28 protein-coding genes are annotated in these 25,554 nt (G+C 45.5%); 7 read left to right on the top strand and 21 right to left on the bottom strand.

Translation table 11 applies throughout. The features are described from left to right. Positions 1 to 49 precede the first annotated feature (49 nt). The 12 genes from KPL72_RS02710 to KPL72_RS02655 all read right to left on the bottom strand — a co-directional run bounded on the left by KPL72_RS02710 (position 50) and on the right by KPL72_RS02655 (position 13,003). Complete coding sequence (locus KPL72_RS02710) at positions 50 to 850, bottom strand: IucA/IucC family C-terminal-domain containing protein (RefSeq protein WP_219701756.1); 801 nt, start codon at positions 848 to 850, stop codon at positions 50 to 52. Next, positions 843 to 1,703 (bottom strand): ABC transporter ATP-binding protein, encoded by an 861-nt coding sequence (locus tag KPL72_RS02705; protein ID WP_249422053.1) that lies wholly within the window; start codon positions 1,701 to 1,703, stop codon positions 843 to 845. The genes KPL72_RS02710 and KPL72_RS02705 overlap by 8 nt, the downstream gene beginning before the upstream one ends. Before the next feature lie 30 nt (positions 1,704 to 1,733). Next, positions 1,734 to 2,765 carry a FecCD family ABC transporter permease gene (locus tag KPL72_RS02700; RefSeq protein WP_219701755.1) on the bottom strand — a complete coding sequence of 344 codons (1,032 nt, stop codon included), beginning with the start codon at positions 2,763 to 2,765 and terminating at the stop codon, positions 1,734 to 1,736. After that, positions 2,758 to 3,768 (bottom strand): FecCD family ABC transporter permease, encoded by a 1,011-nt coding sequence (locus KPL72_RS02695; protein WP_219701754.1) that lies wholly within the window; start codon positions 3,766 to 3,768, stop codon positions 2,758 to 2,760. The genes KPL72_RS02700 and KPL72_RS02695 overlap by 8 nt, the downstream gene beginning before the upstream one ends. Positions 3,769 to 3,775: 7 nt before the next feature. Next, the gene (locus tag KPL72_RS02690; RefSeq protein ID WP_219701753.1) at positions 3,776 to 4,720 is read right to left on the bottom strand and encodes an ABC transporter substrate-binding protein; all 945 of its coding nucleotides are present in this window, start codon (positions 4,718 to 4,720) and stop codon (positions 3,776 to 3,778) included. A 172-nt stretch (positions 4,721 to 4,892) separates the two neighbouring features. Continuing rightward, on the bottom strand, positions 4,893 to 5,261 hold the full coding sequence (locus tag KPL72_RS02685) for a cupin domain-containing protein (RefSeq protein ID WP_219701752.1): 369 nt from the start codon (positions 5,259 to 5,261) through the stop codon (positions 4,893 to 4,895). A 628-nt stretch (positions 5,262 to 5,889) separates the two neighbouring features. Next, positions 5,890 to 7,131, bottom strand: coding sequence for an allantoate amidohydrolase (locus KPL72_RS02680; protein WP_219701751.1), 1,242 nt, complete (start codon positions 7,129 to 7,131; stop codon positions 5,890 to 5,892). Beyond that, positions 7,131 to 8,351 carry a pyridoxal-phosphate-dependent aminotransferase family protein gene (locus KPL72_RS02675; RefSeq protein ID WP_219701750.1) on the bottom strand — a complete coding sequence of 407 codons (1,221 nt, stop codon included), beginning with the start codon at positions 8,349 to 8,351 and terminating at the stop codon, positions 7,131 to 7,133. Before KPL72_RS02675 ends, KPL72_RS02680 begins: the two co-directional genes overlap by 1 nt. Before the next feature lie 9 nt (positions 8,352 to 8,360). Continuing rightward, positions 8,361 to 9,179, bottom strand: coding sequence for a sulfite exporter TauE/SafE family protein (locus KPL72_RS02670; protein ID WP_114413114.1), 819 nt, complete (start codon positions 9,177 to 9,179; stop codon positions 8,361 to 8,363). 77 nt (positions 9,180 to 9,256) lie between these two features. Further along, positions 9,257 to 10,852 (bottom strand): gamma-glutamyltransferase family protein, encoded by a 1,596-nt coding sequence (locus tag KPL72_RS02665; RefSeq protein ID WP_219701749.1) that lies wholly within the window; start codon positions 10,850 to 10,852, stop codon positions 9,257 to 9,259. Positions 10,853 to 10,856: 4 nt separating this feature from the next. Then, entirely contained in the window at positions 10,857 to 12,059 is a 1,203-nt protein-coding gene (locus tag KPL72_RS02660) for an amidase (RefSeq protein ID WP_219701748.1), read from the bottom strand. Between the two features lie 125 nt (positions 12,060 to 12,184). Then, a complete protein-coding gene (locus KPL72_RS02655) occupies positions 12,185 to 13,003 on the bottom strand; it encodes a MurR/RpiR family transcriptional regulator (RefSeq protein WP_212917417.1) in 819 nt (272 codons plus the stop codon). 345 nt (positions 13,004 to 13,348) lie between these two features. Between KPL72_RS02655 and KPL72_RS02650 the strand changes: the two genes are divergently transcribed. Genes KPL72_RS02650 through KPL72_RS02635 form a run of 4 tightly spaced genes read left to right on the top strand, consistent with a single transcriptional unit; the run spans position 13,349 to position 16,214 of the window. Then, positions 13,349 to 14,140 (top strand): transporter substrate-binding domain-containing protein, encoded by a 792-nt coding sequence (locus KPL72_RS02650; protein ID WP_212917416.1) that lies wholly within the window; start codon positions 13,349 to 13,351, stop codon positions 14,138 to 14,140. Positions 14,141 to 14,150: 10 nt separating this feature from the next. Next, the gene (locus tag KPL72_RS02645; protein WP_219701747.1) at positions 14,151 to 14,813 is read left to right on the top strand and encodes an amino acid ABC transporter permease; all 663 of its coding nucleotides are present in this window, start codon (positions 14,151 to 14,153) and stop codon (positions 14,811 to 14,813) included. A 35-nt stretch (positions 14,814 to 14,848) separates the two neighbouring features. Then, positions 14,849 to 15,499, top strand: a complete 651-nt coding sequence (locus KPL72_RS02640) for an amino acid ABC transporter permease (protein ID WP_219701746.1) — start codon at positions 14,849 to 14,851, stop codon at positions 15,497 to 15,499. Next, positions 15,486 to 16,214: an amino acid ABC transporter ATP-binding protein gene (locus tag KPL72_RS02635; protein ID WP_219701745.1), complete on the top strand. Its 729-nt coding sequence runs from the start codon at positions 15,486 to 15,488 to the stop codon at positions 16,212 to 16,214. Before KPL72_RS02640 ends, KPL72_RS02635 begins: the two co-directional genes overlap by 14 nt. 161 nt (positions 16,215 to 16,375) lie before the next feature. Here the strand turns inward: KPL72_RS02635 and KPL72_RS02630 are convergent, their stop codons facing one another. Then, positions 16,376 to 17,596, bottom strand: coding sequence for an MFS transporter (locus KPL72_RS02630; RefSeq protein WP_346729489.1), 1,221 nt, complete (start codon positions 17,594 to 17,596; stop codon positions 16,376 to 16,378). Positions 17,597 to 17,806: 210 nt separating this feature from the next. Here KPL72_RS02630 and KPL72_RS02625 point away from each other — a divergent pair, with 210 nt between their 5' ends. Then, positions 17,807 to 18,379 carry a TetR/AcrR family transcriptional regulator gene (locus tag KPL72_RS02625; protein ID WP_249422051.1) on the top strand — a complete coding sequence of 191 codons (573 nt, stop codon included), beginning with the start codon at positions 17,807 to 17,809 and terminating at the stop codon, positions 18,377 to 18,379. A 79-nt stretch (positions 18,380 to 18,458) separates the two neighbouring features. On the opposite strand, the gene KPL72_RS02620 is transcribed toward KPL72_RS02625, so the two are convergent. The 5 genes from KPL72_RS02620 to KPL72_RS02600 form a co-directional block, all read right to left on the bottom strand. Continuing rightward, positions 18,459 to 18,920: a GNAT family N-acetyltransferase gene (locus tag KPL72_RS02620; protein WP_219701743.1), complete on the bottom strand. Its 462-nt coding sequence runs from the start codon at positions 18,918 to 18,920 to the stop codon at positions 18,459 to 18,461. Between the two features lie 171 nt (positions 18,921 to 19,091). Beyond that, positions 19,092 to 19,628: a hypothetical protein gene (locus tag KPL72_RS02615; protein ID WP_219701742.1), complete on the bottom strand. Its 537-nt coding sequence runs from the start codon at positions 19,626 to 19,628 to the stop codon at positions 19,092 to 19,094. 50 nt (positions 19,629 to 19,678) lie between these two features. Then, on the bottom strand, positions 19,679 to 20,158 hold the full coding sequence (locus KPL72_RS02610; RefSeq protein WP_219701741.1) for a GNAT family N-acetyltransferase: 480 nt from the start codon (positions 20,156 to 20,158) through the stop codon (positions 19,679 to 19,681). 42 nt (positions 20,159 to 20,200) lie between these two features. Continuing rightward, the gene (locus tag KPL72_RS02605) at positions 20,201 to 20,596 is read right to left on the bottom strand and encodes a VOC family protein (protein WP_011978264.1); all 396 of its coding nucleotides are present in this window, start codon (positions 20,594 to 20,596) and stop codon (positions 20,201 to 20,203) included. Positions 20,597 to 20,637: 41 nt separating this feature from the next. Beyond that, entirely contained in the window at positions 20,638 to 21,360 is a 723-nt protein-coding gene (locus KPL72_RS02600; protein ID WP_219701740.1) for an HPP family protein, read from the bottom strand. A 160-nt stretch (positions 21,361 to 21,520) separates the two neighbouring features. Here KPL72_RS02600 and KPL72_RS02595 point away from each other — a divergent pair, with 160 nt between their 5' ends. Next, complete coding sequence (locus KPL72_RS02595) at positions 21,521 to 22,372, top strand: LysR family transcriptional regulator (protein ID WP_219701739.1); 852 nt, start codon at positions 21,521 to 21,523, stop codon at positions 22,370 to 22,372. Here the strand turns inward: KPL72_RS02595 and KPL72_RS02590 are convergent. Then, a complete protein-coding gene (locus KPL72_RS02590) occupies positions 22,355 to 22,930 on the bottom strand; it encodes a hypothetical protein (protein ID WP_219701738.1) in 576 nt (191 codons plus the stop codon). The genes KPL72_RS02595 and KPL72_RS02590 overlap by 18 nt on opposite strands. A gap of 13 nt (positions 22,931 to 22,943) precedes the next feature. Further along, positions 22,944 to 23,297: a DUF805 domain-containing protein gene (locus tag KPL72_RS02585; RefSeq protein ID WP_219701736.1), complete on the bottom strand. Its 354-nt coding sequence runs from the start codon at positions 23,295 to 23,297 to the stop codon at positions 22,944 to 22,946. A 149-nt stretch (positions 23,298 to 23,446) separates the two neighbouring features. Here KPL72_RS02585 and KPL72_RS02580 point away from each other — a divergent pair, with 149 nt between their 5' ends. Further along, the gene (locus KPL72_RS02580; RefSeq protein WP_219701734.1) at positions 23,447 to 24,496 is read left to right on the top strand and encodes a helix-turn-helix domain-containing protein; all 1,050 of its coding nucleotides are present in this window, start codon (positions 23,447 to 23,449) and stop codon (positions 24,494 to 24,496) included. Here the strand turns inward: KPL72_RS02580 and KPL72_RS02575 are convergent. Further along, positions 24,493 to 25,509, bottom strand: a complete 1,017-nt coding sequence (locus KPL72_RS02575) for an alpha/beta hydrolase family protein (RefSeq protein WP_219701732.1) — start codon at positions 25,507 to 25,509, stop codon at positions 24,493 to 24,495. The genes KPL72_RS02580 and KPL72_RS02575 overlap by 4 nt on opposite strands. Positions 25,510 to 25,554: the final 45 nt, after the last annotated feature.

Below are 25,554 nucleotides of genomic sequence, written 5' to 3'. Positions count from 1 at the left end.
CCCTAAAAACGACGAGAACAGCCTCCTCCCCTTATCTTCAAGGGGAGGATTAAGGCGAGGTTGTTTTTTTTCTCAATGGCAAAGGACAGGAGCCGCAATACACTGGCGGCTCAGTGGCTTGGTAGTAAAAACAGCAAGTGCGTCGAACTCGAACAGGGTTTTCCGATAGTACCGTTAACTGCTTATCTCGATAAAATACCGTCAAAGGATTTTCTTCTAAACCAAATAATTGAGTCGTGGTTTTATCAAGCAAATACGCGTAATCCGCTTCCCCTGTCGCTCTCTTCTCTTCTGTCACACTCGCTAAAATACGTTGTTCGTAGATACTAAACACCCGCACGGCTATATTTTCCCAGAGAACGCGTCGCGATACCTTGGTTAAACGGTAAAATTGCTCGACCAACAAGGTTAAATGCCCCGAAAATACCTTACTCAATATCTCATCTCGCCAAGCGTCTCGATCTTCTTTATCCGAGCTTTCTAAAACTGACACCGATGTATTTTTTAATGGCATCTTGGATTGCCAAATTCTGTTATCTAACGGATATTCGAAAACACTGTTTTCTATGGAGCCATCAAGGCCTTTATCAAACCCAGACATGGCGTATAAGACAGGAGCAAGAGTGAGAAATGCCACACGCTTGATTACTAAAGACGCCGTTACTTTCAGATTTGGAGCGCCGAGTTCTGGCATGATTTTTTGTAGTGTTTCCAAACACAAGACATCATCCAATAACTTACTAGAATCGATGGCAAGTGGCTCGTCTTGTTGATAGAACTTAAGCCCAAATGCCGCCAACACTTCCCACTCGTCGGTAAGAAGCTCATGCTTATTGTCTTGTTTAAACATGCTCAACCGCCTGAGAGTCGAGCTTGCGCCCTTTTCCATAAGGAATGCACATTGGCGTACCAAACAGGGGATCGGCACTGATATGACATTCCATATCAAATACCGCTTTCACCATATCATGATCTAAAATCGCCTCTGGTGCGCCTTGGCAAAAAACCGTACCGTCTTTAATGGCTATCATTTTGTGGGCGTAACGAGCAGCCAGATTCAAATCATGCAACACCATTAGAATAGTCGTATTCTGGGTCGCATTCAGCTCAAACAGCAAATCAAGAATCTCTATCTGATGAGTTAAGTCCAGGTAAGTTGTCGGCTCGTCTAGTAACAAAATATCGGTATTCTGCGCCAGCGCCATGGCGATCCAAGCTCGCTGTCTCTGACCGCCAGATAAAGCATCAATAGAGCGATTGGCAAACTCGGTCATATTGGTATCTTGCAAGGCTTTACGCACCAATCGCTCATCTTCTTCCGTCCAGCTTTGTAGCCAATTTTGATGCGGATAACGGCCCTGACGAACCAACTGCTCAACCGTCAAACCCTCTGGCGCAACAGGACCTTGCGGAAGAATAGCCAGCTTGCGAGCCACGTCTTTTCCAGACAAGGAATGAATATCAGCGCCATTCAGCAGGATCTGACCAGCCGAAGGCTTCAATAATCGAGCAAACGACTTCAGTAAGGTAGATTTACCACAACCATTGCCGCCCACCAGTACAGTGATTTGCTTAGATTCAATAACTAAATCCAACGACTTAATAATGGTTTTTTTCTCATAACCTAAAGACAGCGCCACACTTTCTAATGGACTCTGAGCTAATAAATTATCGTCTACTAAAGAATGTTCAGACAAACTCATGATTAAAAAATCCCAATATGGCTAACCGACTCAGAAACGCTGCCGATAGAGTAAATAAATAAAGAATGGTGCACCAATAGCAGACACAAACACACCAGCCGGAATATCCAAAGGCTGAAATAGCAAGCGACCACAAAGATCAGCCAACATCACCAAACAAGCACCAACCAATGCAGAAGTTGGCAACAAAAGCGCAAAACTCCGCGCCACAAGACGCCTAGCAATGTGTGGTGCAATCAAGCCAACAAAACCCACCGCCCCAGCATAAGCAATCGCCGGAGCCGCCATAATCACACTCAAAAACAACAGCGACAAACGCAAACGCTGCACGGATATCCCCAATCCAGTTGCCAATTGATCGCCCAATTCTTGAGTATTCACTCGGCGCGCTAAATAAAACGCCAAGGGCCATGAAACCAACAACCACGGCAACAAAGCTTTCACCTCAACCCAACTCGCGCCATACACACTGCCCGTTAGCCAGATATACGCGGTAATACTGGTCGAAAGTGGGCTCGCCGCAATAACAAAGGTCGTCACCGCACCCATCGCCGAGGAAATACCTATGCCGACCAATACCAACCGCATCGGCGTTACGCCACTATTCCAAGCGAGCGCATAAATTAACAAAGCCGCCAGCAAAGCACCCGCGATGGCAAAAACAGGCAACCAGATAACCCCCATTGCCGTCGCAAAAAAGGATAAAAAACACACCGCGGCGGCAGAAGCTCCGCCAGTAATGCCAATAATATCTGGTGACGCCAGCGGATTACGTATCATTGATTGCAATACCAACCCAGAAGAAGCCAACGTAGCCCCCACCATGGCCGCCATCAGTACGCGAGGCATACGCAAAGTTTCCACGACAAACTGCGCAGCCTGACCGCCCTTTCCAAGCAGTACCTGAAGCACTTGCGGCAAAGCTATGAACTCTTCGCCTAAACACAGGGAAAGCAAAATAATCGAGAGAAAAAAAACGAGGAGAACAAGCATCGACCACAAAGAACGAACTGGAGTCGAAAAAGAAAATAAACGGTAACGAACGCTGAAAAACTTACTCACGTTTACCTCCTTTACGTGCCAAATAAATAAAGAAGGGCGCACCTAAAATCGCTGTTGTCACACCAATGGGTACCTCTTCTGGCATGATCACAAAACGACTGATCACATCCGCACACAACAACAAAATAGCGCCCCACAAAGCACTTAACGGAATTAGCCATTTATGATCATAACCCACCACTGAACGCACCATATGCGGCACCATCAAACCGATAAAACCGATACTGCCGCCAAGCGCGACCGAACCACCCGCCAAACCAATAATCAGCAAGCTCAACATCACTTTAATCAGCACCGTGTTCTGCCCCAATCCTTTAGCAATGTCGTCACCGGACAACAAAATATTGATCTGCGGTGCCGACAGTATCGCCAACACGATGCCAATAATAAAAGCGGGTGCTAATGGCATCACCATAGACAAATCACGACCAGATACAGAACCAGCCACCCAGAACAACACACTGTCTAAGCCTTCTTGACCAATCACCAAAATGCCTTGAGTAAAAGCCATGAAGAGCGCCGAAATCGCCGCACCAGACAACACAATACGCACTGGAGACAAGCCGTCTTTGCCTAAACTGCCCAAGCCATACACCAAGGCGCCAGCCACGCTTGCCCCTAAAAAAGCTAGCCACAAAAACGTATTCAGGGAAGTCACCGAAAAGAAGGTGGAAAACAAAACAATGGCAAACACGGCACCCGCGTTAACACCAAAAATAGACGGCGAAGCCAACGGATTACGCGTTAAGGCTTGCATTAAAACGCCAGCCACCGCCAACGCCGAGCCGACTAAACAAGCAACAAGAGCCCGCGATAAACGCGTAGTGCGGATAATAACGTGATCAATAGATTGAGGATCGTATGCCCAAAACGCCGTCCAAACTGATTTCATTGAAACAACATACTGGCCATAGGCTATGCTCCACATTAAAGAGACCACCAGGCATAAGATAGACAGAGCAAGAAGGCTCCATTTAAAAGTGCGGCTACTGAGTAAGACCATAAATGCTCTAGTGATCGACTTGAGGTAAGTTATAGATTTGGTATAGCTGGTCTAGTATTTTCTCAGCGCCCAGAATCCCGCCAGACAACAACCAAGCCACATTATCTACTTCATACACTTGCTGTTTTTTAGGTGCGGTGAGCATTTTCCATAACGGATGCGCACGCCATGCATCATAGTTTTGTCTAACAGCTGCATCATTGGAATGTAAAATGACAAAGAACACATCCGCATTCACGCTAGGCAAGGCTTCTTTGGTTTTCAGCTTCACGCCCCAACCATTTTCATTCGGCAACGGGAATTTAAAACCTATCTCCTTCAACACCACGCCAGGAAAGCTTTGATTCAAATACAGACGCAAATGATCGGCGCGAATATTTAGAATCGCTGCGGTTAATGGCCAGTTAGCCTCGCGCTTTTTAATGACATTACGGAAGTTCGTAATGCGCTGCTGAAAATCGTCCCAAACCTGCTTACCTTTCTCTGGTTTGTTCAACGCCTCAGCGGTTAAATCCAAAGTGGTTTTAAAGTCATACACATCCTCAGCCATCACAGTGGGCGCGATCTGCGACAATTGATGGTATATTTTTTCGTGACGAGACTTGGTGCCAATAATCAAATCTGGCTTTAACGCCACTATCGCCTCAAGGTTCGGTTGAGTTTCCAACCCCACATGAGCTACGCCTTTCAAAGCATCTCGCAAATATTCATAGGTTGGCTGCTGCGCCCAAGAATCCACTACACCAACAGGCGTCACGCCTAATGCCACCACAGAATCGGTCGCCCCTTGAAACAAAGTCACCACACGTAAAACTTTTTTGGGGACCTCAGAACTCCCCATCGCATGAATAATCGTCTTTGTTTCTGACGCCATCACCTGATCTACCGGAACAACAGACAGTAACAGTGCCGCCAACAAAAACGCCCATTTTCTTACTCGGTTTACCTGCATCTTAAGGAGCTTCCTTGAATTGTTCTTTTTAACAGATCGTTATAATAACAATTATCATCCTCATAAACATTAAGCACGGTGTAAAAGACCAAATGAAATACAATAAAAAAGCCTGAATCATTCGATTCAGGCTTTTAAGAATTACTAAAAAATTCAGCGTTTAACGTGTGTACTAACCAAACACCGCATCATCCGGCACAGTCACAAAAATCGAGTGTCTGACTTCGTTGAATAAGGCTTTGCTGCAGTGCCCTTCGCCTTCCGTGTCTTCTAACAAGACAACATCGCCCGCGCCAAATTGGCGGGTTTCACCAGTCGATACTTTAAACTCACAACGGCCTTTGATAATAAACAACAACTGACGCTGCGGCGCTGGATGCCATTTAAAATCGTAGTCGCTTGGGGTCTCACGAAAAATCATCTCACCCGCTGGAAAACGCTCAGACAAAAAGCCAATTGGACCGCCGTCACGGACATCAACATTCAAGTCGCCAAAATGGCTCTTGCCCTGATCATCGTTAAAAATGCGCGTAAATTGCATCGAAATCTCCTCTATTTACCGTAATTCCATTTGCCGTAATAATAAGCATCCATGCAATTCAATTGGCTTGCGTATTGTCTCGTTCCTCGACACGTCAACACCCATTAAGCACATGGAAACTTTTACCCGCGTATTCATACTTGCTCGTTTACCGTCATCATAAGCGTCCATGCAATTCAATTGGCTTGCGTATTGTCTCGTTCCTCGACACGTCAACACCCATTAAGCACATGGAAACTTTTACCCGCGTATTCATACTTGCTCGTTTACCGTCATCATAAGCGTCCATGCAATTCAATTGGCTTGCGTATTGTCTCGTTCCTCGACACGTCAACACCCATTAAGCACATGGAAACTTTTACCCGCGTATTCATACTTGCTCGTTTACCGTCATCATAAGCGTCCATGCAATTCAATTGGCTTGCGTATTGTCTCGTTCCTCGACACGTCAACACCCATTAAGCACATGGAAGCTTTTAACCGAAGAAGGCTAGCTTCCCAGCATAACGTGAAAGCGATTCTTCAACCGCCCATCACAAACTGCATCCAGAATCACGCTAGAGCGATTCTTCGAGCTTGCTCGGGGAGCGAAGCGTGATACTGGGTTCAGTACAACAGGAGCGAGGCGTTACACCAAATTCTGTATCGCATGGCTCAGCACCGCCAAGGTTACGGCCACATCGGGCGTGTCAATCGCTTCCGCTGGATGATGACTAATGCCTTTCTCGCAGCGCATGAACAACATGGCCACAGGACAAATGTCAGCAATCGCCATAGCGTCGTGTCCTGCGCCAGAGAACAAGGTGTGCACTGGAATTTCCTGTGTTTCGATGGCGTTACGAAGCACGCTTTGTAGCTTGGCGTCACAATGTACGGCGTTGGCGGCATGGGTCGTTTTACGCTCAATACGTACATTACGACGTGCAGCAATGGCTTCTAATTCAAGCAATATTTCGTCTAGCGCTATATCGCGTTTATCATCAAATTCGCTGCGAATATCGAGGGAAAATCCCGTGTTGCCAGAAATCACATTCACGCCATTGGGACGATTTTGAATGCGGCCGACTGTAGCAACAATGCCATGATTTTGAGCAACTCTTTCTACAGCAAGAATCATTTCACTGCTGGCACAAAGGGCATCTTGGCGCAGATTCATTGGCACTGTGCCCGCGTGTCCTGCCATGCCGGTAATATTAAATTCAAAGCGCTTTGCCCCAGCGATGGCACTAACCACACCGACGGGCAAGTCTAAATCTTCTAAAACTGGTCCTTGCTCAATATGTAGTTCAAGGTAACCAAGTAAGTTATCGGTTGAGATGGCCGCATTGGGAATACTCGCAAAGTCCGAACCAAAGTCTTTCAGTGCTTGCGATAAGCTGATGCCATCGCTGTCTTTCACATCGGCCCAGCTTGCAGGCCATTGACCCGTTAGAGCACGACTGCCCAGCAAGGTAGAGCTGAAACGCGTGCCCTCCTCGTCACCAAATCCCACCACATCAAGGTGAAAAGGCAGACGAATACCTGCTTGGTTCATGGCTGCTATCAAGGTAACAGGCGTAATCACACCTAACATGCCGTCATATTGACCACCGTTTGGTACAGTATCCAAATGACTGCCCATGATAAATCGCGGTGCATCAGGGTCGGCTGCTTGCCAGCGTCCCCACAGATTCCCCGCTTCATCTTGCCAGTTTTGCATGCCTGCTTCTTGCATCCAGCCGCCCACCAATCCATTGGCTTGTTTGTGTTCTTTGGTGAGATAGCGACGATCTAGACAATCGTCGCTTTGACTGATTTTGCCAAGTTCGTCACAGCGGTCCATGACCAACTGAGCGAGTTTGCCGTACCCCATCAATAAATCACCAGTCATTATTTTTCTCCTGCGTAAACCGACATGGCCGCGTCTACCGCAGCGCCGGCTGGTAACGCAAAACCAGCACGACGAAGTACGGTTTCTAGCGACTGCAAGGTATGCAAAACAGCGTCTTGGCGAGCGTTATAACCCATGGTGCCAATGCGCCAAACCTTGCCTTTTAATGGGCCAAAGCTAGTACCGATTTCGATGTTAAAAATGTTCAGCAAATCATGGCGAATTTGTTCACCATCGACGTTATCAGGAATATGTACGCCTACTACGTTGCTCATCTTGTGTTTCAAATCACCAAATGGCTGTAAGCCCATAGCTAGAACACCTTGCAGCATGGCGTTGCCAGCCAACTGATGACGTTGAATCACCGCATCTTGGCCTTCGCTAAGTAGCTGAATCGCACACTCACGAGAACCAAATAACATGGTTGCCGCTTCCGTATGGTGGTTCAAACGCTCATCGCCCCAATAATCCATGATCATAGGCAAATCAAAGTAGTTAGAACGAATACGCATGCCAGACGAACCTTGATGATGAGCATCACGAATCCCCGCTTCCACATGGGCTCTTTTACGCACACAAGACACAAAGCGGTCGCTCAAGGTAATTGGCGCGCTGCCTGATGGCCCGCCCAAGCATTTTTGTAACCCAACCGAAACCGCATCGATTTTCCATGCATCGACTTCCAACGGATTACCACCAATCGATGCCGTAGCATCGGTGTAAAACAACACATCGTGAGCGCGACAAATATCGCCTAGCTCTTCTAATGGCTGAAACATGGTTGTCGAAGTATCTCCTTGTACAATCGCCAATAATTTTGGCTGTACTTTCTTGATCGCGTCTTCAATTTGCTGAGGATCAAACACTTCCCCCCAAGGCACTTCGATGGTGTGAACTTCCGCATCAGCGCGCTCAGCAATCTCAGCCAACAAGTGACCAAAACGACCAAAGATAGGAATCAGTACTTTATCGCCTGGTTCTAAGCAAGACACCAAAGCCGCTTCAATACCCGCACGAGACGTACCATCTATCAAAAAGGTTTGCTGGTTTTTGGTATTAAAAACTCGGCGATACAATTCCATGACTTCGTTCATGTAACTGGTCATGGTCGGATCATATTGGCCCGCTAACTGAGTCGACATAGCCGACAACACGCGTGGATAGCAGTTAATTGGCCCTGGACCCATTAATAATCTTGGAGGTAATGAAAGCGGCTGCATAATGATCTCCTAACCTAAAACCTGATAAAGCATTTTGATGCCTGTGAAAATCAACACAACCGCGAAGACTTTCTTCAATTTGGCTGCGTCTAAGCGATGCGCTAATCCCGCGCCAACAGGAGCAAACAAAACCGTCAATGGAATGATACAAGCTGCGCCAATCAAGTTAACCAAGCCGACAGTACCGTAAGGGGAGTCAATTGGGCTTTGTCCGAAGATCAACATGGTCAAGGCTGCTGGCAAGGAAATGATCAAGCCTACTGCCGCCGCAGTGCCGACAGCACGGTGCGCAGGGTAGTTACAGAAGGTCAGCATAGGGACGGTTAACGTACCGCCGCCAATACCCACCATAGAGCTGAAGAAACCAACACAGGTCGCCATCACGCCTTGACCAGCATTACCCGGTAAAGATTTGAACATGCTGTCTTTTTTGCCCAACAACATATTCAATGCCGACAAAGTCGCAATAATACCGAACAACAGAGTCAACCATTCGCCATCAACACGAGTCACCACAAAACTACCGATCATTACGCCTAAAAAGATAAAAAAGCCCCAACGCTTCAACAAATCAAAGTCAACATTGCCTTTGGCTTTATGGGCGCGAATTGAACTAATAGAGGTCGGAATAATGGTCGCTAGAGACGTCGCTGTTGCCACCAGCATGGCGGTATCCGCACTGACACCCAAGCCTTGATACAAGAAAAACAACACCGGCACGATAACGATACCGCCGCCGACACCCAACAAACCGGCTAAAATACCGCCAACCACACCGGTGGCCATCATGGCGAGAATCATGGAATAGTTTTCCATTATGAATGACATGTTTCTGTTCGCTCCTAAATGAGATAATTACTAACTAAAGTGTTACTAAATCTGATTGTTTCTAAATAACATTACTTTTAAATATCAGTGCTATCGATGGCCAAGCCATCACTGCGTGGATCCGTCGCGGCATCGGTATGTCCCTCTGGATGAAGCACAACCGCACCAGCGTGACCCATTAATTCATTTTGCGAGTCGACGATAACCAAATCGTGACCACGCGCCACCAATTCATTGCCTGCAATATCTGCAAAATCGCGCTCGACTTTTAAATTATGACTTACATCGCCCCACGTTCGACCGAGCAACCAACGACCTTCGCTGATGGCTTTATCCAACGGCATTTGATGATAAACATAACGACTGAACAGCGCTGCTTGAGTCTGCGGCTGACCTTCACCGCCCATGGTGCCGTAACTCATACGACGGCCATCGTTCAATTCAGCAAACGCCGGATTCAGCGTATGGAAAGGTTTGAGGTTCGGTCCAAGCTCTTGCAAAGAGCCTTTTTCAAGAGAAAACGACGAGCCGCGGTTGTTCCACACAATACCAGTGGAAGGACTGACTACACCGCTACCGAATTCCCAATACAAGCTCTGAATATAACTGACCATGCGACCTTCACTGTCACAAGCCCCCATCCAAATCGTGTCGCCATGCTTGGCTTGGTGGGGCCAAGGTTGCGCACGTTCTAAAGCAATTTCGTGACACATTTTTTCTAACTGTTCGTCATCCAATAAAGATGATAAATCCATTGCCAAACGCGATTCATCAGTCACAAATTGGTTACGGGCTATAAAGGCTTGTTTAGTACATTCAATCAATAAATGCGCCATGTCTATGGCGGTTTTGCCTTGCGTATAAAGCTTGTCATACAAGGCCAAAATCAATAACGACGCGATGCCTTGTGTCGGTGCTGGCAAATTATAAAGCGAGCCTACACTGGTTTTAACCTGTAAAGGCGCAACGCGTTTTGCCTGATAAGATTCAAAATCTGCCAAGCGAATCGGCGAGCCTGCGCTAGCTAAATCTTTCGCCAAACGTTTGGCAATATCGCCGTGATAAAAATCATCTAAGCCTTTTTCAGCTAACTGTTCCAGCGTTTTGGCCAGTACTGGCAAGGTCAACGTATCGCCTTGTTCGTACATGCCCCCGTTCTTTAAAAACGACGACGCAAAACCCTGAACACTGACTAAGTCGGCAAACGTTTTCTTACTAGCATCAACGTAAGTTTTCGTCACGTCACTGCCGTTTTTCGCTAACTGAATAGCATCATCAAGCAAGGTCGATAACGGCAAGTTTTGTGCGTTGGAGGCCGCTTGCCAAGTTTGGCTCACGGCAAGTGCTTCTTGCCAACCCGCTACTGCACCGGCCATAGTAACAGCCGCTTTGCCATTTCGTGCTGGAATACTGTCATAGCCCTTATAAAAATCCAGTGTCGCCAATTGCGCCGCTTTACCAGAAGCATCAATGCCAATTGGCGTTTTTCCCGGCTCGCTGATCAACCAAAAGCCATCGCCACCCAAGCCATTCATGTGCGGATAGACCACTGCAATCGTTGCGGCTGCAGCGACCATGGCTTCTATCGCGGTACCGCCTTGCTCAAGAATTTTTCGACCTGTTTCTGTGGCTTTAAAGTGCGGCGCAGTAAAAGCGATCTCGTTCTTTTTCATGACGCTACTCCATTAAGGTTTTTGCGAATTCAATTAGCGCCAAATCTGTACCTTTTGAACTCACTAAAGACAAGCCACATGGCGCACCATGTAAGGTACAAACAGGCAGATGCAATTGCGGCAAACCAGCTAGTCCAGCAATGGCTGTAATGTCCATCAACTGATTACGATAGGCCGCGAGTTCATCATCAGCCGCATCAAATAATGGCGCTAGACCTGGCGTGGTTGGGATGATCAACACAGCATCTTCGATTTCATGTTCTAACCAATCAGTAAAACGCTGCCTTTGCTGTTTTGCTGCGGCAACGTCAGCTGAAGAAATGGTTTGGCACCATTCGAAACGTGACTGAATATCTGGTGCAAATACCGCCGAGGCATCGACACCATCAAGATCTTCTAAACTCTTGATCCATTTACCATGTTCGTGCCAAATTTCTGCGCCTTGTAAGGTTCGAAATGTCTCGCTAGTTTTCCACACTTTGGTATCGATGACGATGGAAGATTCACTTGAAAACCGACCTTTTTCACGCCATGTTTGTAACTGTTTTTTCAACTCATCCACATGCGCAACTTGATCAATTAAATTCTTAGCAATCAAGATGTTATTAAATTCTTTCGGTGGTTTGTTTTTAAGCAAAACGCTAGCTGTTTTCGCTAATGTATCTAAGTCTCTGGTGAGCCAACCTACCGTATCAAAAGATGGGGCAAGAGCGACCATATTGTCTGATGGAATCACGCCATGAGTCGGACGTAATCCAAACAAACCATTGTAACTAGCAGGCACTCGAATCGAGCCACCAGTATCTGTACCTAATCCTATATCAGCAAAGTCGGCTGAAACAGCCACCGCCGAACCCGATGACGACCCGCCTGGGAGACGATTTGGTGTCACCGGATTTGAGGGTGTTCCGTAATGAATATTTTGACCATTTAGGCTATAAGCCAACTCATCAGTAATGGTTTTACCGCAAAAAATAGCGCCGTCATTCAGCAAAGCGGCAACGCTAGAAGATGTTTTTATCGGAATAGGATGAGTCGCAAGCCAAGTAGGATTTCCAGCAGAAGTTGGCAGTCCAGCCATATGAAACAAGTCTTTCACCGCCAAACGTAAACCACTCAGTGGCAAAGTAGGATTAGCTGATGAACTATCGTTCCAAGCCGTTTCACTGAGATTCAGGAATGGATTTTGTACCATGAAATGTTTCATATATCCTCCGCTTAATTAGCATATATGAAACAATCGTTTCACCACTCTGTCAACTGAAACAAAAAAGAATTCTAATTTTTCTGAAAAAGTGTCGCAAACAGTGCGGGTCTGTTTCTTTCAAAAAATTATGGCTCTAGCTCATCCAAATCTTCATATAAAGCTGAAATTGCTTGTGTCTGACGACTCGCCGCATCGCCCAGAAAACCAAACACTCGGTTGCACAACATAGAGATCAGGCTCATCGGTGCGGCGTAACTATCGAATGGACTTTCGTTACCAAGGTGACACACCAGCACGTGAGATACTTGTTGGTTATAAACCTGGCCTGTTGGATCTGTGATCAAGATGGTATTTCGACCTTGCAAGGCTTCTACGATTTGCTTGAATTGACGAGTGCGACGTCTAAAGCCCAGTAAGACAATCACTTCATCGTCGAGAATGTCGTGTAGATCTTCCCCTAATGTTTGACCCGGCTGTGGCAATAAACGCACAGAATGACGCACTTGTTGCAACTGTTGACGAAAATGCAACGCCAAAGGATAAGCATTACGAAAGCCGATCAGAGTCACTCGGCTGGCTTTGGCTAATCGTTCGCTGATCTCGTTAAGGGTTTCAGGTCGCAAGCCTTCAAAAGTAAGCGATAGGTTTTTTAGCTCTTGCGCGGTTTGATCCAAAGACGAACCTTGAGTGAATATTGGTACACCACTTTCGCGCAGAGCTAGTTGCGCTTGCTTCGCGCCTTGTTGCGAATCGTAGCCAAGCTGACGAAAGAAACGACTCACGGTCGCTTTTGACGTATTGGTGTTTTCAGCAATCTCGGCCGACGTTTGACTAACAATCGCCAAAGGGTTCTGTTGTAAATAGTTCGCTATTGATCGCGCTGATGGAGACAGAGTCGGGTAGGTCTGCTCGATCAGAGATAGCACATCCTGCTTTGTAGCCACGTGTTAACCTCAATTCGGGGATATTTTGCTCTACGGTAATTGATTATCGTTGAGCTGCCAACTTAGATTATTGCTTAAAGATCTTGTTGTACGATTTGATCTCTAAAAAAAGCTATCACGCACCAAAAAATCATCACCGCCCTATGTTGGCGCACGAATTAAAGCCAATCCTCCCCATTTCATAGCAAACCCTTTTTATGATCGAGCTTGATTACTAGGCGCTTCAAGTCATCTTTGAAGTGTTTTGTTACATAAATCAACAGTTAAGAAACTTTTGTTTCATATTGGCATGGGTGTTGCAAATTGTGTTTCAGGCATTCACAAAACGAAACAGGAACCCCAACCATGAAAAGATTGACCAAACTACTAGGTAAAACATTGATCATCGCTGCAGGCTTTAGCGCATTAAGCGCAAGCGCAGACGTGTTGCAGGATATAAAAGACCGTAACCTTATTCGCATTGCGGTTCCTCAAGACTTCCCTCCATTTGGCTCTGTTGGTACTGATTTGAAACCACAGGGTATCGATGTGGACATGGCAAATTACATCGCGAAAGAAATGGGCGTGAAAATCGAAATCGTCCCAGTGACTAGTGCAAACCGTATTCCTTACCTACAAACTCAAAAAGTAGACTTGGTTATTTCTAGCCTTGGCAAAAACCCTGAGCGTGAAAAAGCCATCGACTTTTCAACGCCTTATGCTCCTTTCTTCTTAGGCGTATTCGGCTCTAAAGACGTTGCCGTGACAAAAATCGGCGAGCTAGCAGACAAAACAGTAGGCGTTACTCGTGGTTCAGTAGAAGATTTAGAGCTTGAGAAAAACGCACCGAAATCCGTTAACGTACGTCGCTTTGAAGATAACAACACCACACTAACCGCTTACCTATCTGGTCAAGTGAACTTAATCGCTACGGGTAACTTGGTTGCCGCTGAAATTGCTAAACGCCAGCCACAACGCGCACCAGAAAGTAAATTCATGTTGAAAGACTCCCCTTGCTACATCGGTATGGCAAAAGGCGAAACAGCACTACAAGCCAAAGTGAACGAGCTGATCAAAGGCGCCTTGGCATCTGGTGAACTAAACGACATTTCAATGAAATGGTTAAAAGCACCACTACCTAAAGGCTTCGGCGCATAAGGCTTTTGTTATGTTGTATTTCTCTGATCTATTGCAATACAGCGACGTGTTTCTCAGTGCTTTAAAAACCACTGTTGAACTCACTGTACTGACAACGATCTTGGGAGTGGTATTGGGTACGGTCTGCGCGACCGTACGCCAATACGGCAACCGAGCAGGTCAACGAGTTGTCAGTGTGTACGTGGAACTTATCCGTAACACGCCGTTTATTGTTCAGCTCTTTTTTATCTTCTTTGGTCTACCTGCGATTGGCATGATGTTGTCGCCATGGGAAGCCAGCATGATCGCACTGACTATTAACCTTGGCGCGTACAGCACAGAAATCATTCGTGCCGGTCTTGCCAGTATTTCCAAAGGCCAAATCGAGGCGGCAAAAGTGTTAGGTCTGAACTTTCGCCAAACACTGACGCGCGTGATTTTCATTCCGGCTTTTGAAAAGATTTACCCAGCACTTACCAGCCAATGCATTATCGTTATGCTGGGGTCTGCGGTGATATCTCAGATCTCAGTGCAAGATTTAACCTACGCAGCCAACCTTGTGCAATCACGTAATTTCCGAGCTTTTGAAAGCTACTTGGTGACCGCTTTGCTCTATCTTGGCTTGTCGATTCTGCTGAGATTTGCTTTCAACGCTTTAGGAAAACGCCTATTTGCTTATCGAACGTCTAATTAAAAGGCATTCCAGAAAAGCAAAATGAGGGAAACTCAATGATCGAATTTTCTAACTACGACATTCTGCGCAATCTACTGTTTGCGACACAATGGACCATTTTATTGTCACTCGCCGCGTTTATAGGCGGTACCACGGTCGCACTGACATTAACCGCCATGCGTTTAACTCGTAATCCTGCTATGCAACGCATCGTAAAAGTTTACGTGGAGCTGTTTCAAGGCACGCCATTGCTGATGCAGATGTTCTTGTGCTTCTTTGGCTTATCCATGCTGGGCTATGAAATATCCGCTTGGGGCGCAGCGATTTTGTCGCTGACGTTTTTTACCAGTGCCTTCTTGGTGGAAATCTGGCGTGGCTGTATCGACACGCTCCCTAAAGGACAATGGGAAGCCAGCCGCTGTTTGGGTTTGAGCTTCTTACAAACCCTAAGACATATTATCTTGCCGCAAGCGATTCGCGTGGCGACCGCCCCAACTGTCGGCTTTTCTGTTCAGGTGATTAAAGGCACAGCGCTGGCATCGGTGATTGGTTTTGTCGAACTGACAAAAGTCGGCACCATGTTAAATAACGCTACTTTTGAGCCGTTCAAAATATTCACCTTAGTTGCGCTGATTTATTTCATGCTCTGTTATCCACTGTCTCTGTACAGCAAGCATCTGGAGAAAAAATTCAATGTCTCTCGTTAACCTACATCAAGTCCATAAATACTATGGCGATCATCATGTGCTGAAAGGCATTGATCTAGACATCAAAGCTGGCGAAGTGGTTTCTATCATTGGCAAAAGTGGTTCTGGTAAAAGTACTCTACTGCGCTGCATCAATGGCTTAGAGCAATACCAAGAAGGCGGTATTACCGTTGACGGCAAAGAAGTCACCACAGAAGACATTCAGGTTCGTCGTCTTGCGCTTAGCGTCGGTATGATCTTCCAAAACTTCAACCTGTTCCCGCACATGACGGTTGGCGAAAACGTCATGCTTGCGCCAACTATCGTCTTGAAGAAAAGCAAAGCCGAGGCCGAGGCTACGGCTCGCGCCATGCTGGAAAAAGTGGGACTTGCAGAAAAATTCGACAGCTTCCCAGAAAAACTGTCTGGCGGCCAGCAACAACGTGTCGCCATCGCCCGCGCCTTGGCAATGTCACCAAAAGTCTTGCTGTGTGACGAAATCACCTCTGCCCTTGATCCAGAATTGGTCGGCGAAGTATTAAAAGTGCTCGAACAACTGGCAAAAGAAGGCATCACCTTGGTTCTAGTGACTCATGAAATGAACTTCGCCCGCGACGTCGGCAGCCGAGTCGTCTTCATGCACCAAGGCAAAGTCTGGGAACAAGGCGATTCTAAAACCATCTTGTCCAACCCACAGACAGATGAATTGAAACAATTTATGGGGGCAGTGCTTTAACTGTCGCAGAAACCAAGTAAAACCACATGCCAGAGTTGGAGTGTGGTTTTACAAAACGAATTAATTCAAACCTTCGAGCGCTTCAAGGAGCTCGCGAAGAGGATAATACTCTGTAAAACCACCTCAAATTGAGACCCCAACTTAACCAGCCATTCTTTCAATCAATGTTCAACGGCCGGCCTTCCACCGATGCGCGCTCCAGACTTAAAAGCATGCGAATGATATAACCAAGCGATAAGAAGTCCGACCGAAAGTAAAGCCAACAGAGACCAAGGGAAAGAGCTAACACCTACTGAATCAAGCAGTATCCCACCAACAATTCCTCCGCCAGCAATAGCTGAATTCCATGCAACAACATTCATAGAAAGCGCCACATCAGCACCATCACCTGCCGCATCGGCCAATGCGGTTTGCAATAAGGTAGATGCGCCTCCAAAAGTGATACCCCACACTACGACACCTATGTAGATAATTTCTGGAGATTGAGCACCAAATCCAAATAGCAAAGCAATTAAAGCGAATGCTAAAAGACTTGTTAGAACGGTAGTGCGCAAATATCGGTCCACCAGCATGCCTGCAAACCAAATACCGACAAGGGCTGCAAGACCAAAGGTAAGTAGGACCAAGTCAATTCGTTTCCCAAGCCCTGCTTGCTCAACAAACGGTGCAATATAGGTATAGAGAATATTGTGAGCTAACATCCATGTCATAACCACGCAGAGTACTGGTCGAACTCCGGGACTCATGAAGACTTTCCTCAACGGTAAACGCTCGTGAGCGGACTGCCCAGGATAGTCAGGAACCTTCACTATCACCCAGACGATCAAGATAAGTGCCAAACCTGACATGACGCCAAATGCAGTTTGCCAACCGGTAGCAGCGCCCATAAATGTGCCAAGAGGTACACCCAAAGACAAAGCAAGAGGGATACCGACCATAGCGACAGCCATTGCGCGGCCTTGCTGATGGGGCTGAACCATACGGCGCGCATAACCAGCTAATAGACTCCAAGCAAGTCCGGCTGCAACGCCCGCGAAGAAACGAGCGACCAATGTTAGAACATAGTTGCTTGATAAAGCGGTGACCGAGTTAAAAACGAAGAAGCCAAAGATGGTCAACAGTAGGACGTTACGCCGCTTCCAGCCACGTGTCGCAATCGTCAACGGTATGGCCGCAAGTAAAGATCCCAAAGCATATGCAGTCACCATTTGACCTGCTATAGCCTGGCTAATATCCAGACCTACACTGATCTGAGACAACAACCCCGCCGGCAATGTTTCTGTAACGATACAAATGAATCCAGTCATGGCCAATGCAAGCAGTGCCGACATTGGTAAGCGATCCGGATCTTCGGCATTTGCTTTATTGAGAGAGTTATTCACAAAAAAATATCCTTTAAAAATTTGGTGGGTTCCACGTTGGCACTTATGTGCCTCCGCGATTACATATAGATCGATCGATACAAATGTATGACAAGACACCAAATCTTGTCAAGAACTTATGTATCGAGTAGTCTATAAGTCATAGGAAAAAGGGAGACAAAAATGGCAAAAATGGGCAGACCTAGAACGTTTGATCGCCAGAAAGCAGTTATGCAAGCTATGCATCTTTTCTGGGAACATGGCTACGAAATGACTTCTCTAAGTCAACTAAAGGCTAATATTGGTGGAGGGATTTCTACGCCAAGCTTTTACGCTGCATTTGGCTCTAAAGAGGAATTGTTCAATGAAGCTGTACAATGTTATTTAGAAACTTATGCATGCGTAACAGACTCCCTATGGGACGACGAGATTCCACCCAGAGACGCTGTTGAGCTTGCACTCCGTCGCTCGACAAAAATGCAATGTGAATCAGGGCATCCCAAGGGATGTATGGTGTCTTTGGGGACAATGAGCGCACCCACGCCAGAGCTTACTCACGTTGTTGAACCACTTACCGCCTCACGCTCACGAACGCTTCAAGGCTTTGTGCGATGCGTAGAACGCGCAATAGCTATGGGTGAACTACCCAAAAAAACGAACGCTAGGTCTATGGGAATTTCCTTCAATAGTTTCCTGCTTGGTGTATCGATTCTAGCTAGAGATGGAGTGGATGCCTCGGATCTCGACGCTTCCATTACAGAATTAATGAAACTATGGGATATCGCAGTGTGTCAGCCCAAATAGAATACATCAATGGGTAAAGAATGCTTACAATCCCAGCTAAGTGCTTTAATCGGGTAACTAGAGTCTCTAATCCCAGTCCCTACAAATCAAGTTGATAAAAATCCATGTTTTTACCTTTAGGGTTAGGGAATAAATACGTCCAACCTGAGCGTTTATAGTGACGCAAAGCCGTCTTGTTAGCCCTACTGACAGAAAGCTTTGCTTTGCTACAACCAGCATCTCTCAATTGAGTGCGGATGAATTCTTGCAGTTCAGTGCCTAAGCCTAAACCTCGATATTCAGAGATCAAATAGATTAATTGAACATAACCAGTATCAACAGACCTAGAAAAAGATCTAAACTCCAACTGACCAATAAGCTGACTTTTATGCCAGATATGAAAATAATACCAGCCTTCTTCTAACGTGTTTCGCCGTAACAGAGCTTCGTAGCCAATGATTGAATCTTCAAAACCAACATCCGTTCCGAAGCTGCATAAGTAAGCATCCCGTCTAAATGCCACACATTGAGAAAATGTGTGTATCGATAGCAATAGGTTCAAATCTAATATCCATCTAGATGTCTTCCACCGGGCATGAAGTATTGGTAAATATTTTCCAAATCCTGTTGAGTGACTGTTGATATATCTAATACGAATCTATTAACTACGCAGCTTGTCCTTTAATTTTGATCCTGCTCTGACTCAGAATTAATGACATGGCTTCCACTTGCTTTAGTTATGCTCTTCAACATCAAAAGATTCTCTATCAAACAAGGTAATGTAATCACTTTCTGCAGACAGCCTTACAAAGATAGATAGCATAATCTCGTCTTGATCATCAGGTAGTTTTTCAAGTTCCGTATCAATATTCAAACGGTAGCTTTTAGGTTTTTCCAACTGCATTTTTTCTTGTAAAGCTTGAAAGCTATGCACTGCCTCATCTGATAGAGCAAACTCATATTCCGTAAATTCCGTCGCCGATGTGAACCAGCTATTGTCATCCTTATGAATATTTTTAATAGAGAGAACCTTCAATGGATAATCAAAAACCAGCCATCCATTCGATGTTTCTAAATTCAATGATAACGCTGTTTTGGATATATCTATTTCAACCGGTTTATCGACCTGAATTCGACTTCTCAGTTCATGCGGATTTAAGCTTAAAAAACTATTTTCATCAAAGGCACTCAGCCTAAGCATGCTGCCTAATGGCACATGAGAGCAACCAAAAAGCAGAAGGCAAATCATCACAGTTATTGTCTTTTTCAAACCAACTCCCTTTTACAATCAATTCCCTTTTTAAATGAATATGTTATCGCTTAAGAAGTGGCCAGCGCAGTGAGATGTTCACCCGTTAACTGATAACCTAGCCATTCACTCTTAGGCTTTGCGCCTAGTGATTCATAGAAGTCGATGGCGGGTTTATTCCAATCCAAAACATTCCATTCAAACCTGCCACAGTCATTCGCAACTGCAATTCCTGCCAAATGCTTTAATAATGCTTTGCCAGCGCCACTGCCTCGTTCCGACGGTGACACAAACAAGTCTTCAAGATATAGACCATGCTTTCCTAGCCATGTGGAATAGTTAAAAAAGTACACGGCAAAGCCAATTGGATTGCCATCTTTCTCACAAATGATCGCTTTGGTAGACGAGTGCTCTGAAAAAATAGAGTCTTCAATCATCTGCTCAGTGGCCAAGACTTCATGCTCTGCTTTTTCGTAAGCGGCCAGTTCTTTAACAAATTTAAGAATGGTATTTGAATCTTCTCGTTTGGCTTCGCGTATTAACACTGTCATAAAACTCCTTTTCAAACATCGGATTCAAGAATAAATATATTGTTACTCAACCCCATGACAAACAACACAAACCTTGTTGCCGTCTAAGTCTCTAAAATAAGCACCAAAGTAACTTTCATGGTATTCACTGCGTAATCCGGGCTGACCTTCGCATGTGGCGCCGTTTCGAATAGCTAAGTTGTAAGCTGCCGTGACGGTGGCTCTGTCTTTTGCATTGAAGGCAATCATTTGTCCATTGCCTTGATCATGGACTTTACCATTAAAAGGTTTGCCGATAACGAATAACGGCCGGCCGTTTGAACTAGGACTGTTCCAACCTGCCCAAGGCTTATCTCGATCATAAAAGCGCTCTTTGATGATTAAACAAGTCATTAGCTTGCTGTAAAAAGCATAAGCTCGCTCAAAGTCACTAACACCGTAATAAATATGCGAAAACATGTTATTCCTTTTTCATTAAATAGCGTCTTCACACTAAGATCCTACTTCGGCAATGTAGATACAAGTCTTTTATGGCGCTCTTTCGCGTGCTCTCTTGCGGCGTTGTAGATGTGCATAAGCTCTTCAGCACTAACGTCGATAAAAATATCCTCCTGCTCTAGCACATGATAAAGATCGTCCATTTCAAGCAAGTGCTGTTCATGGGCTTCTTGATGGAATGAAATATTTAAAGAAGCAGGATAACGCCGCCAGTGAAAAGCATTATTGATGATGAAAGCGAACACAAGCATCGCTAATAAATTGATCAATAATGGATACAGTAAAAATTCAAACCCCATTGCATGTATACTGCTTCCACCAATCACACACGATAACGCGGTCGACCCACCAGGTGGATGCAAGCAACGAAGGTAATGCATGCCGATAATCGACACGCCCACAGCGGCCGCTCCAGTCACAAAAGACGCTCCGAACGCCTGATAAAAGCCAATACCAATCAGCGCTGATATTAGATGACCAGTAACAAAGGGCCACGGCTGAGACAAGGCACCATGAGGAATGGCGAACAACAAAACGGCACTGGCCCCAATAGAAGCGACCACCAATAATGAATCCGGTAGAGATAAAAACAAACTTGATACAGAGTAAACACTAACTAATGCGAGACAAGCCGTCATACCTGATAAAAAGCGTTCAAAGTGGGAGGTTTTATTGGTTTCAATACCAATAAATAGAGCAATATTACGACAAAATGAGAGGAACATTTATTCAATAAGGCCTTACAAAAGTAAATAACGATTTCAAACAACTAAAGCAATCTGTAGTGATTTCCTAGTAACGGCGCCATTTTAGTGATTAAAATAGCCTCATGTATAACGAATTTAAATGAGGTTTAAATGCAATATAATTGCATTTAAAATTGAAATGGATATTGAACAAGCCAGAACCTTTCTCGAAATTATTCATGCTGGCACCTTTGCCCGTGCAGCAGAACGCCTTCATGTTACTCAAACCACAGTGACCGCCCGTGTACAAGCACTAGAATCAGCGTTAAATTGTCGATTATTTGTGCGAAATAGAGCCGGCGCTAAGCTGACCAAAAGTGGTGAAGCCTTTGTGTCCCCGGCGAAAAATATGCTGGAAGCTTGGGATCAGGCAAAGCAGCTTTGCGACATTTCAGATTATCAGGCTCAGCAGACTTTGAGTATTGGTGGCGAAATTAGCCTGTGGAACCCGATTCTCATCGACTGGCTACTGGCGATGAGTGACGACATGCCTCATTTAGTCATCAACAGCCAAGTGACGACAACCGACAGTTTGTATCAATCCCTCCAGAAACAAGAAGTAGATGCCATTATTGTCCATAGTCCACGCTATTTACCCGGTTTAATCGTCGAACAGATCATTGAGGAAAAGCTCATTCACGTCGTCTCCAAACAGCGAAAAACGCCAGATTTATTCATTGAATGGGGGGAAGAGTTTACCCTGCAGTTTGATCGTTGTGTCCCTTTTAACCGCCGAGCAGCGATGCAATTTTCCCTTGGACCTATGGCGCTCAAATACATGTTAGCAAAAGGTGGAAACGGTTATTTCCGCACACGAGTGGTTGATCGATATTTGCAAGAAGGACGGTTGCACAAGGTAAAAGGCGCGGCAGAATTTACTTATCCCATTTACCTTGTATCTCTCAAAAACAATACGTTGCCTGACGGCTTCGAACAGGCAAAAAAGATACTGCTAGACAGTATGAAAAACGTCTCAAGTTGGGCGATTTAACGCATTGCTATTGAGACTACAATTCACATCGTGGTGATCCAAGCCAAATATCGACGACCAAGACCATTCGCCGGGGTTAAGAACAAAGCCATAACTGAGCGTTAAACCAGATTCAATTTTGATGTCGCCAAGTCCGGCATTGTTTTGATCGGTAATAACATAATGTTCGCTGACGACTTCATCTCCTTCCACCAATTTTTCTGCGACCTTATCGGAGTAGATAAGCAGTCGAATGGGCTCTGCTGACTGAATCCCAATGCTGTCACCACTGAAATCACCCGCAGCGAACCGAATAGGTGAAGAAACGCAGGCCGCTTGGTCTTCTTGTCGCTTGTCTTTTTTGGCGATAAGCACACCTTTTCCTGCGATACCTCGCAGCTGCAATAAAGTCCCAACTTTTGGCGACTCGATGTAGACCACCGCTTTTACGTCATCTGAAAATGCTAAGTTAATCTGATCCGCGTTTTTTGCTTCACTGCTGCAAGCAGAAACGGACAAAAGTAGCAAAACTGAGCATAACATGGTGGATAAGTGGGGTAAGTTATTAACATCTTTCATGTTTGGCTCCTGTTTATAGCATGGCGTTATTTTGTGGATAATGTCCAAAATCGCTGTCAGGTTCACTTGGTAAGGCCAATAACATCAGCAAAACAAGCATGCCTATCGCGGGCACCAAAACCACCAGCAACCACCAAGCGGAACGGTTGGTGTCATGTAATCTACGCACAGTCAAAGACAGCATGGGTAAAAAAACTAACAAGCTATAAAGCGCCTCTATTTTCCATGTCGATTGAAAGACTATTTCCAACACAACAAACACAACCGAGATCAAACAGTTCACCAAGAAGAACAGCCAAAATGCTTTTAGCGATGCTCGTCCAGAAAATTGCGCATAACGCTTCCACGCATCAAAATACCAGTCCATACTTTTCTCCTTTGATTAACCCAAAGAGTTATTGAAGGCTTAAAAGTACGTTGCGAAAGAAAGATTCGCGTCCTAAATCAGGTTTAAGGACGTGCTTAATAAGGATCTAGGACATAATAAAGATCTGAGTGATAAAAGATGGAGCCAAAATGATCGCTATTCCCTTACCTTTTGTGGTTGCCTTGCTGTTAGCTATCTTGGCTGGCGTCTTGTTTTTTCGTCGCGAAGAAACCACACCATCAGCGTTTGTTTTTATTGCTTTGTGTGCACTAACAACGACCGTCGTTGGTTTGCGTTGGAGTTTTGATTATTCACTATTTCGTCTGATCCAACCTATCCTAGCCTCTTGTATTCCCGTTACCGCTTGGTACTGTTTTTCAAGCGCTCATAAGCGCCATAAGTTTAAAGTTTGGCATTTTTTACCGCCTATTTTTGTTACCTTGGCGTCTTTCAGCTATCCATTCTGGCGACCACCTTTGGACCCAATGTTAACGCTGCTTTATATGGGCTATGGCATTGCATTGATTCGAGCCTCGTTTAAAACATCAAACCTACCTGAACAAGTACGCTTGTCCGACATAGATAACGCCTTAAAAGCCGAACGAATCGCCGGCGCTATTCTCTTAATGTCTGCCATGATTGATGGTGCTTTAGCCGTCGATTTTTCTTTTTTTGCTGGCGAGCATGCACTGATTATTCTCGCTATTGGCCATGCGATATTACTGCCAATGCTGTCAGTTGCCGTCATTATGATGAGCTTAAGCATGGCCCCCAATATCCATGACTCGACAAGCAAGGATAAACAAACAGCCCTTATAGAAGAACCAAAAGACAAGCCTCAGCACCCGTTAACCGACGATGAGGTGAAAGACATAGTGCATAAAATAGACGTGCTGCTTAGCACCAAGGAAGTGTTTCTCGATCCAGACCTAACGCTCGACAGACTCGCCAGAAAAGCCTGTATTCCAGCGCGTCAGATCTCCGCTGCCATTAACCAAGTTTACGGCCGCAACATTTCTCAAGTGGTGAACGAATATCGAATCGAACGGGCCAAAACACTGCTACTGACAACCGATAAAGCCATCACCCAAATCTACTTGGACTCTGGCTTTCAGACGAAATCTAACTTCCATCGAGAGTTTTCTCGGGTGACGCAACAAACACCAAGCGCCTTTCGTCGTGCTAACATGAAGAGTTAAGACTTTTTGAGAAAGTGCATGATGTCTTGATAAATCACCTGATGAAGCTCATCCCGAGATCGTTCATTACCGTCTTTGCAAACAATGCCATCACCAGGCTCTTCCTCTTCTATCATCTCAATGGCACCGGGCTTACAAAGCTGCATAAAGCTAAAATGCGCGGCGTCTGGGTAGACAATGTATTGACGATTATTTTTGGGGATATATTGGGCGAGAAAGCCGGATTCTTCTGCTTGAGGTAAATCACCAATATCGACATCGGCTGCGAGAATTAAGGTCGGTGAGGTTAAAGCCCGTAAACTCTGGCGTGACAAACTGCGCGCTAAACCTAAATCCAATGAAACCACTCGCTTGATTCGCTCATCTTGTAAACTGTCATTCGGTTCGCCGATTTGTGGTTGATCCAAACCAAGCTCTGCCATCAAACCACACACCCGAGGGCTCGCTTTCAGGCTGCATTCTTGCTTTAACTGATCACGATCAAATTGCGCGCCCGCTAGCAACATCACCGTCCAGCCACCCAATGAGTGACCGATTGCGGTAACGTTATTAGCATCAATATTTGGCAATAGATAAGACTCGTTTAACAACCAATCCAACAAACGGGATAAATCGCCCGCGCGCTGCCACCACTGAGCCGCTGCTTGCGAGGAATGATCAAACGTGGTAGTTCCTGGGTGATCCAATGCGGCCACAATATAGCCATCTTGCACGAGTCGCGTTGCCAGCCAATTTTCATTACGCCAGTTGCCACGATAACCATGAGAAATCACTACCAGAGGAAATTCCCCCAGCATTGGCGTTCCAACTCGTACCACATCGGTTCCCAAAAACGCCGCGTTTTCCGCAATTTTTTCAGTGGGAAAGGTCGTCTGTGATGGATACCAAACACTGGCTTTTAACGGTCTATCGCTATCGGTATACAACTGAACCTGATCAAAACCCACCGAATACGCAGAAGCATTCGCCGCCCAACTGATGACCAATAAAACAAAACACGCAAATCGTTTCATGGAGATATTTCCTTTCAAAGTGCTTTTAAAAGAAGTCACAATGAA

The sequence above is a fragment of the Marinomonas lutimaris genome, assembly GCF_019426345.1.
Lineage (GTDB): Bacteria > Pseudomonadota > Gammaproteobacteria > Pseudomonadales > Marinomonadaceae > Marinomonas > Marinomonas lutimaris.
Note: the sequence above shows the minus strand (reverse complement) of the source record. Positions and strands in the feature narration are given on the sequence as shown.

Bases quoted from the DNA above. Each gene is read 5' to 3' on its own strand.
- KPL72_RS02710 (WP_219701756.1), bottom strand. From the start codon at position 850: ATGTTTAAACAAGACAATAAGCATGAGCTTCTTACCGACGAGTGGGAA.
- KPL72_RS02705 (WP_249422053.1), bottom strand. From the start codon at position 1,703: ATGAGTTTGTCTGAACATTCTTTAGTAGACGATAATTTATTAGCTCAG.
- KPL72_RS02695 (WP_219701754.1), bottom strand. From the start codon at position 3,768: ATGGTCTTACTCAGTAGCCGCACTTTTAAATGGAGCCTTCTTGCTCTG.
- KPL72_RS02690 (WP_219701753.1), bottom strand. From the start codon at position 4,720: ATGCAGGTAAACCGAGTAAGAAAATGGGCGTTTTTGTTGGCGGCACTG.
- KPL72_RS02685 (WP_219701752.1), bottom strand. From the start codon at position 5,261: ATGCAATTTACGCGCATTTTTAACGATGATCAGGGCAAGAGCCATTTT.
- KPL72_RS02680 (WP_219701751.1), bottom strand. From the start codon at position 7,131: ATGACTGGTGATTTATTGATGGGGTACGGCAAACTCGCTCAGTTGGTC.
- KPL72_RS02675 (WP_219701750.1), bottom strand. From the start codon at position 8,351: ATGCAGCCGCTTTCATTACCTCCAAGATTATTAATGGGTCCAGGGCCA.
- KPL72_RS02670 (WP_114413114.1), bottom strand. From the start codon at position 9,179: ATGTCATTCATAATGGAAAACTATTCCATGATTCTCGCCATGATGGCC.
- KPL72_RS02665 (WP_219701749.1), bottom strand. From the start codon at position 10,852: ATGAAAAAGAACGAGATCGCTTTTACTGCGCCGCACTTTAAAGCCACA.
- KPL72_RS02660 (WP_219701748.1), bottom strand. From the start codon at position 12,059: ATGAAACATTTCATGGTACAAAATCCATTCCTGAATCTCAGTGAAACG.
- KPL72_RS02650 (WP_212917416.1), top strand. From the start codon at position 13,349: ATGAAAAGATTGACCAAACTACTAGGTAAAACATTGATCATCGCTGCA.
- KPL72_RS02645 (WP_219701747.1), top strand. From the start codon at position 14,151: ATGTTGTATTTCTCTGATCTATTGCAATACAGCGACGTGTTTCTCAGT.
- KPL72_RS02640 (WP_219701746.1), top strand. From the start codon at position 14,849: ATGATCGAATTTTCTAACTACGACATTCTGCGCAATCTACTGTTTGCG.
- KPL72_RS02635 (WP_219701745.1), top strand. From the start codon at position 15,486: ATGTCTCTCGTTAACCTACATCAAGTCCATAAATACTATGGCGATCAT.
- KPL72_RS02625 (WP_249422051.1), top strand. From the start codon at position 17,807: ATGCAAGCTATGCATCTTTTCTGGGAACATGGCTACGAAATGACTTCT.
- KPL72_RS02610 (WP_219701741.1), bottom strand. From the start codon at position 20,158: ATGACAGTGTTAATACGCGAAGCCAAACGAGAAGATTCAAATACCATT.
- KPL72_RS02605 (WP_011978264.1), bottom strand. From the start codon at position 20,596: ATGTTTTCGCATATTTATTACGGTGTTAGTGACTTTGAGCGAGCTTAT.
- KPL72_RS02600 (WP_219701740.1), bottom strand. From the start codon at position 21,360: ATGTTCCTCTCATTTTGTCGTAATATTGCTCTATTTATTGGTATTGAA.
- KPL72_RS02595 (WP_219701739.1), top strand. From the start codon at position 21,521: ATGGATATTGAACAAGCCAGAACCTTTCTCGAAATTATTCATGCTGGC.
- KPL72_RS02590 (WP_219701738.1), bottom strand. From the start codon at position 22,930: ATGAAAGATGTTAATAACTTACCCCACTTATCCACCATGTTATGCTCA.
- KPL72_RS02585 (WP_219701736.1), bottom strand. From the start codon at position 23,297: ATGGACTGGTATTTTGATGCGTGGAAGCGTTATGCGCAATTTTCTGGA.
- KPL72_RS02580 (WP_219701734.1), top strand. From the start codon at position 23,447: ATGATCGCTATTCCCTTACCTTTTGTGGTTGCCTTGCTGTTAGCTATC.
- KPL72_RS02575 (WP_219701732.1), bottom strand. From the start codon at position 25,509: ATGAAACGATTTGCGTGTTTTGTTTTATTGGTCATCAGTTGGGCGGCG.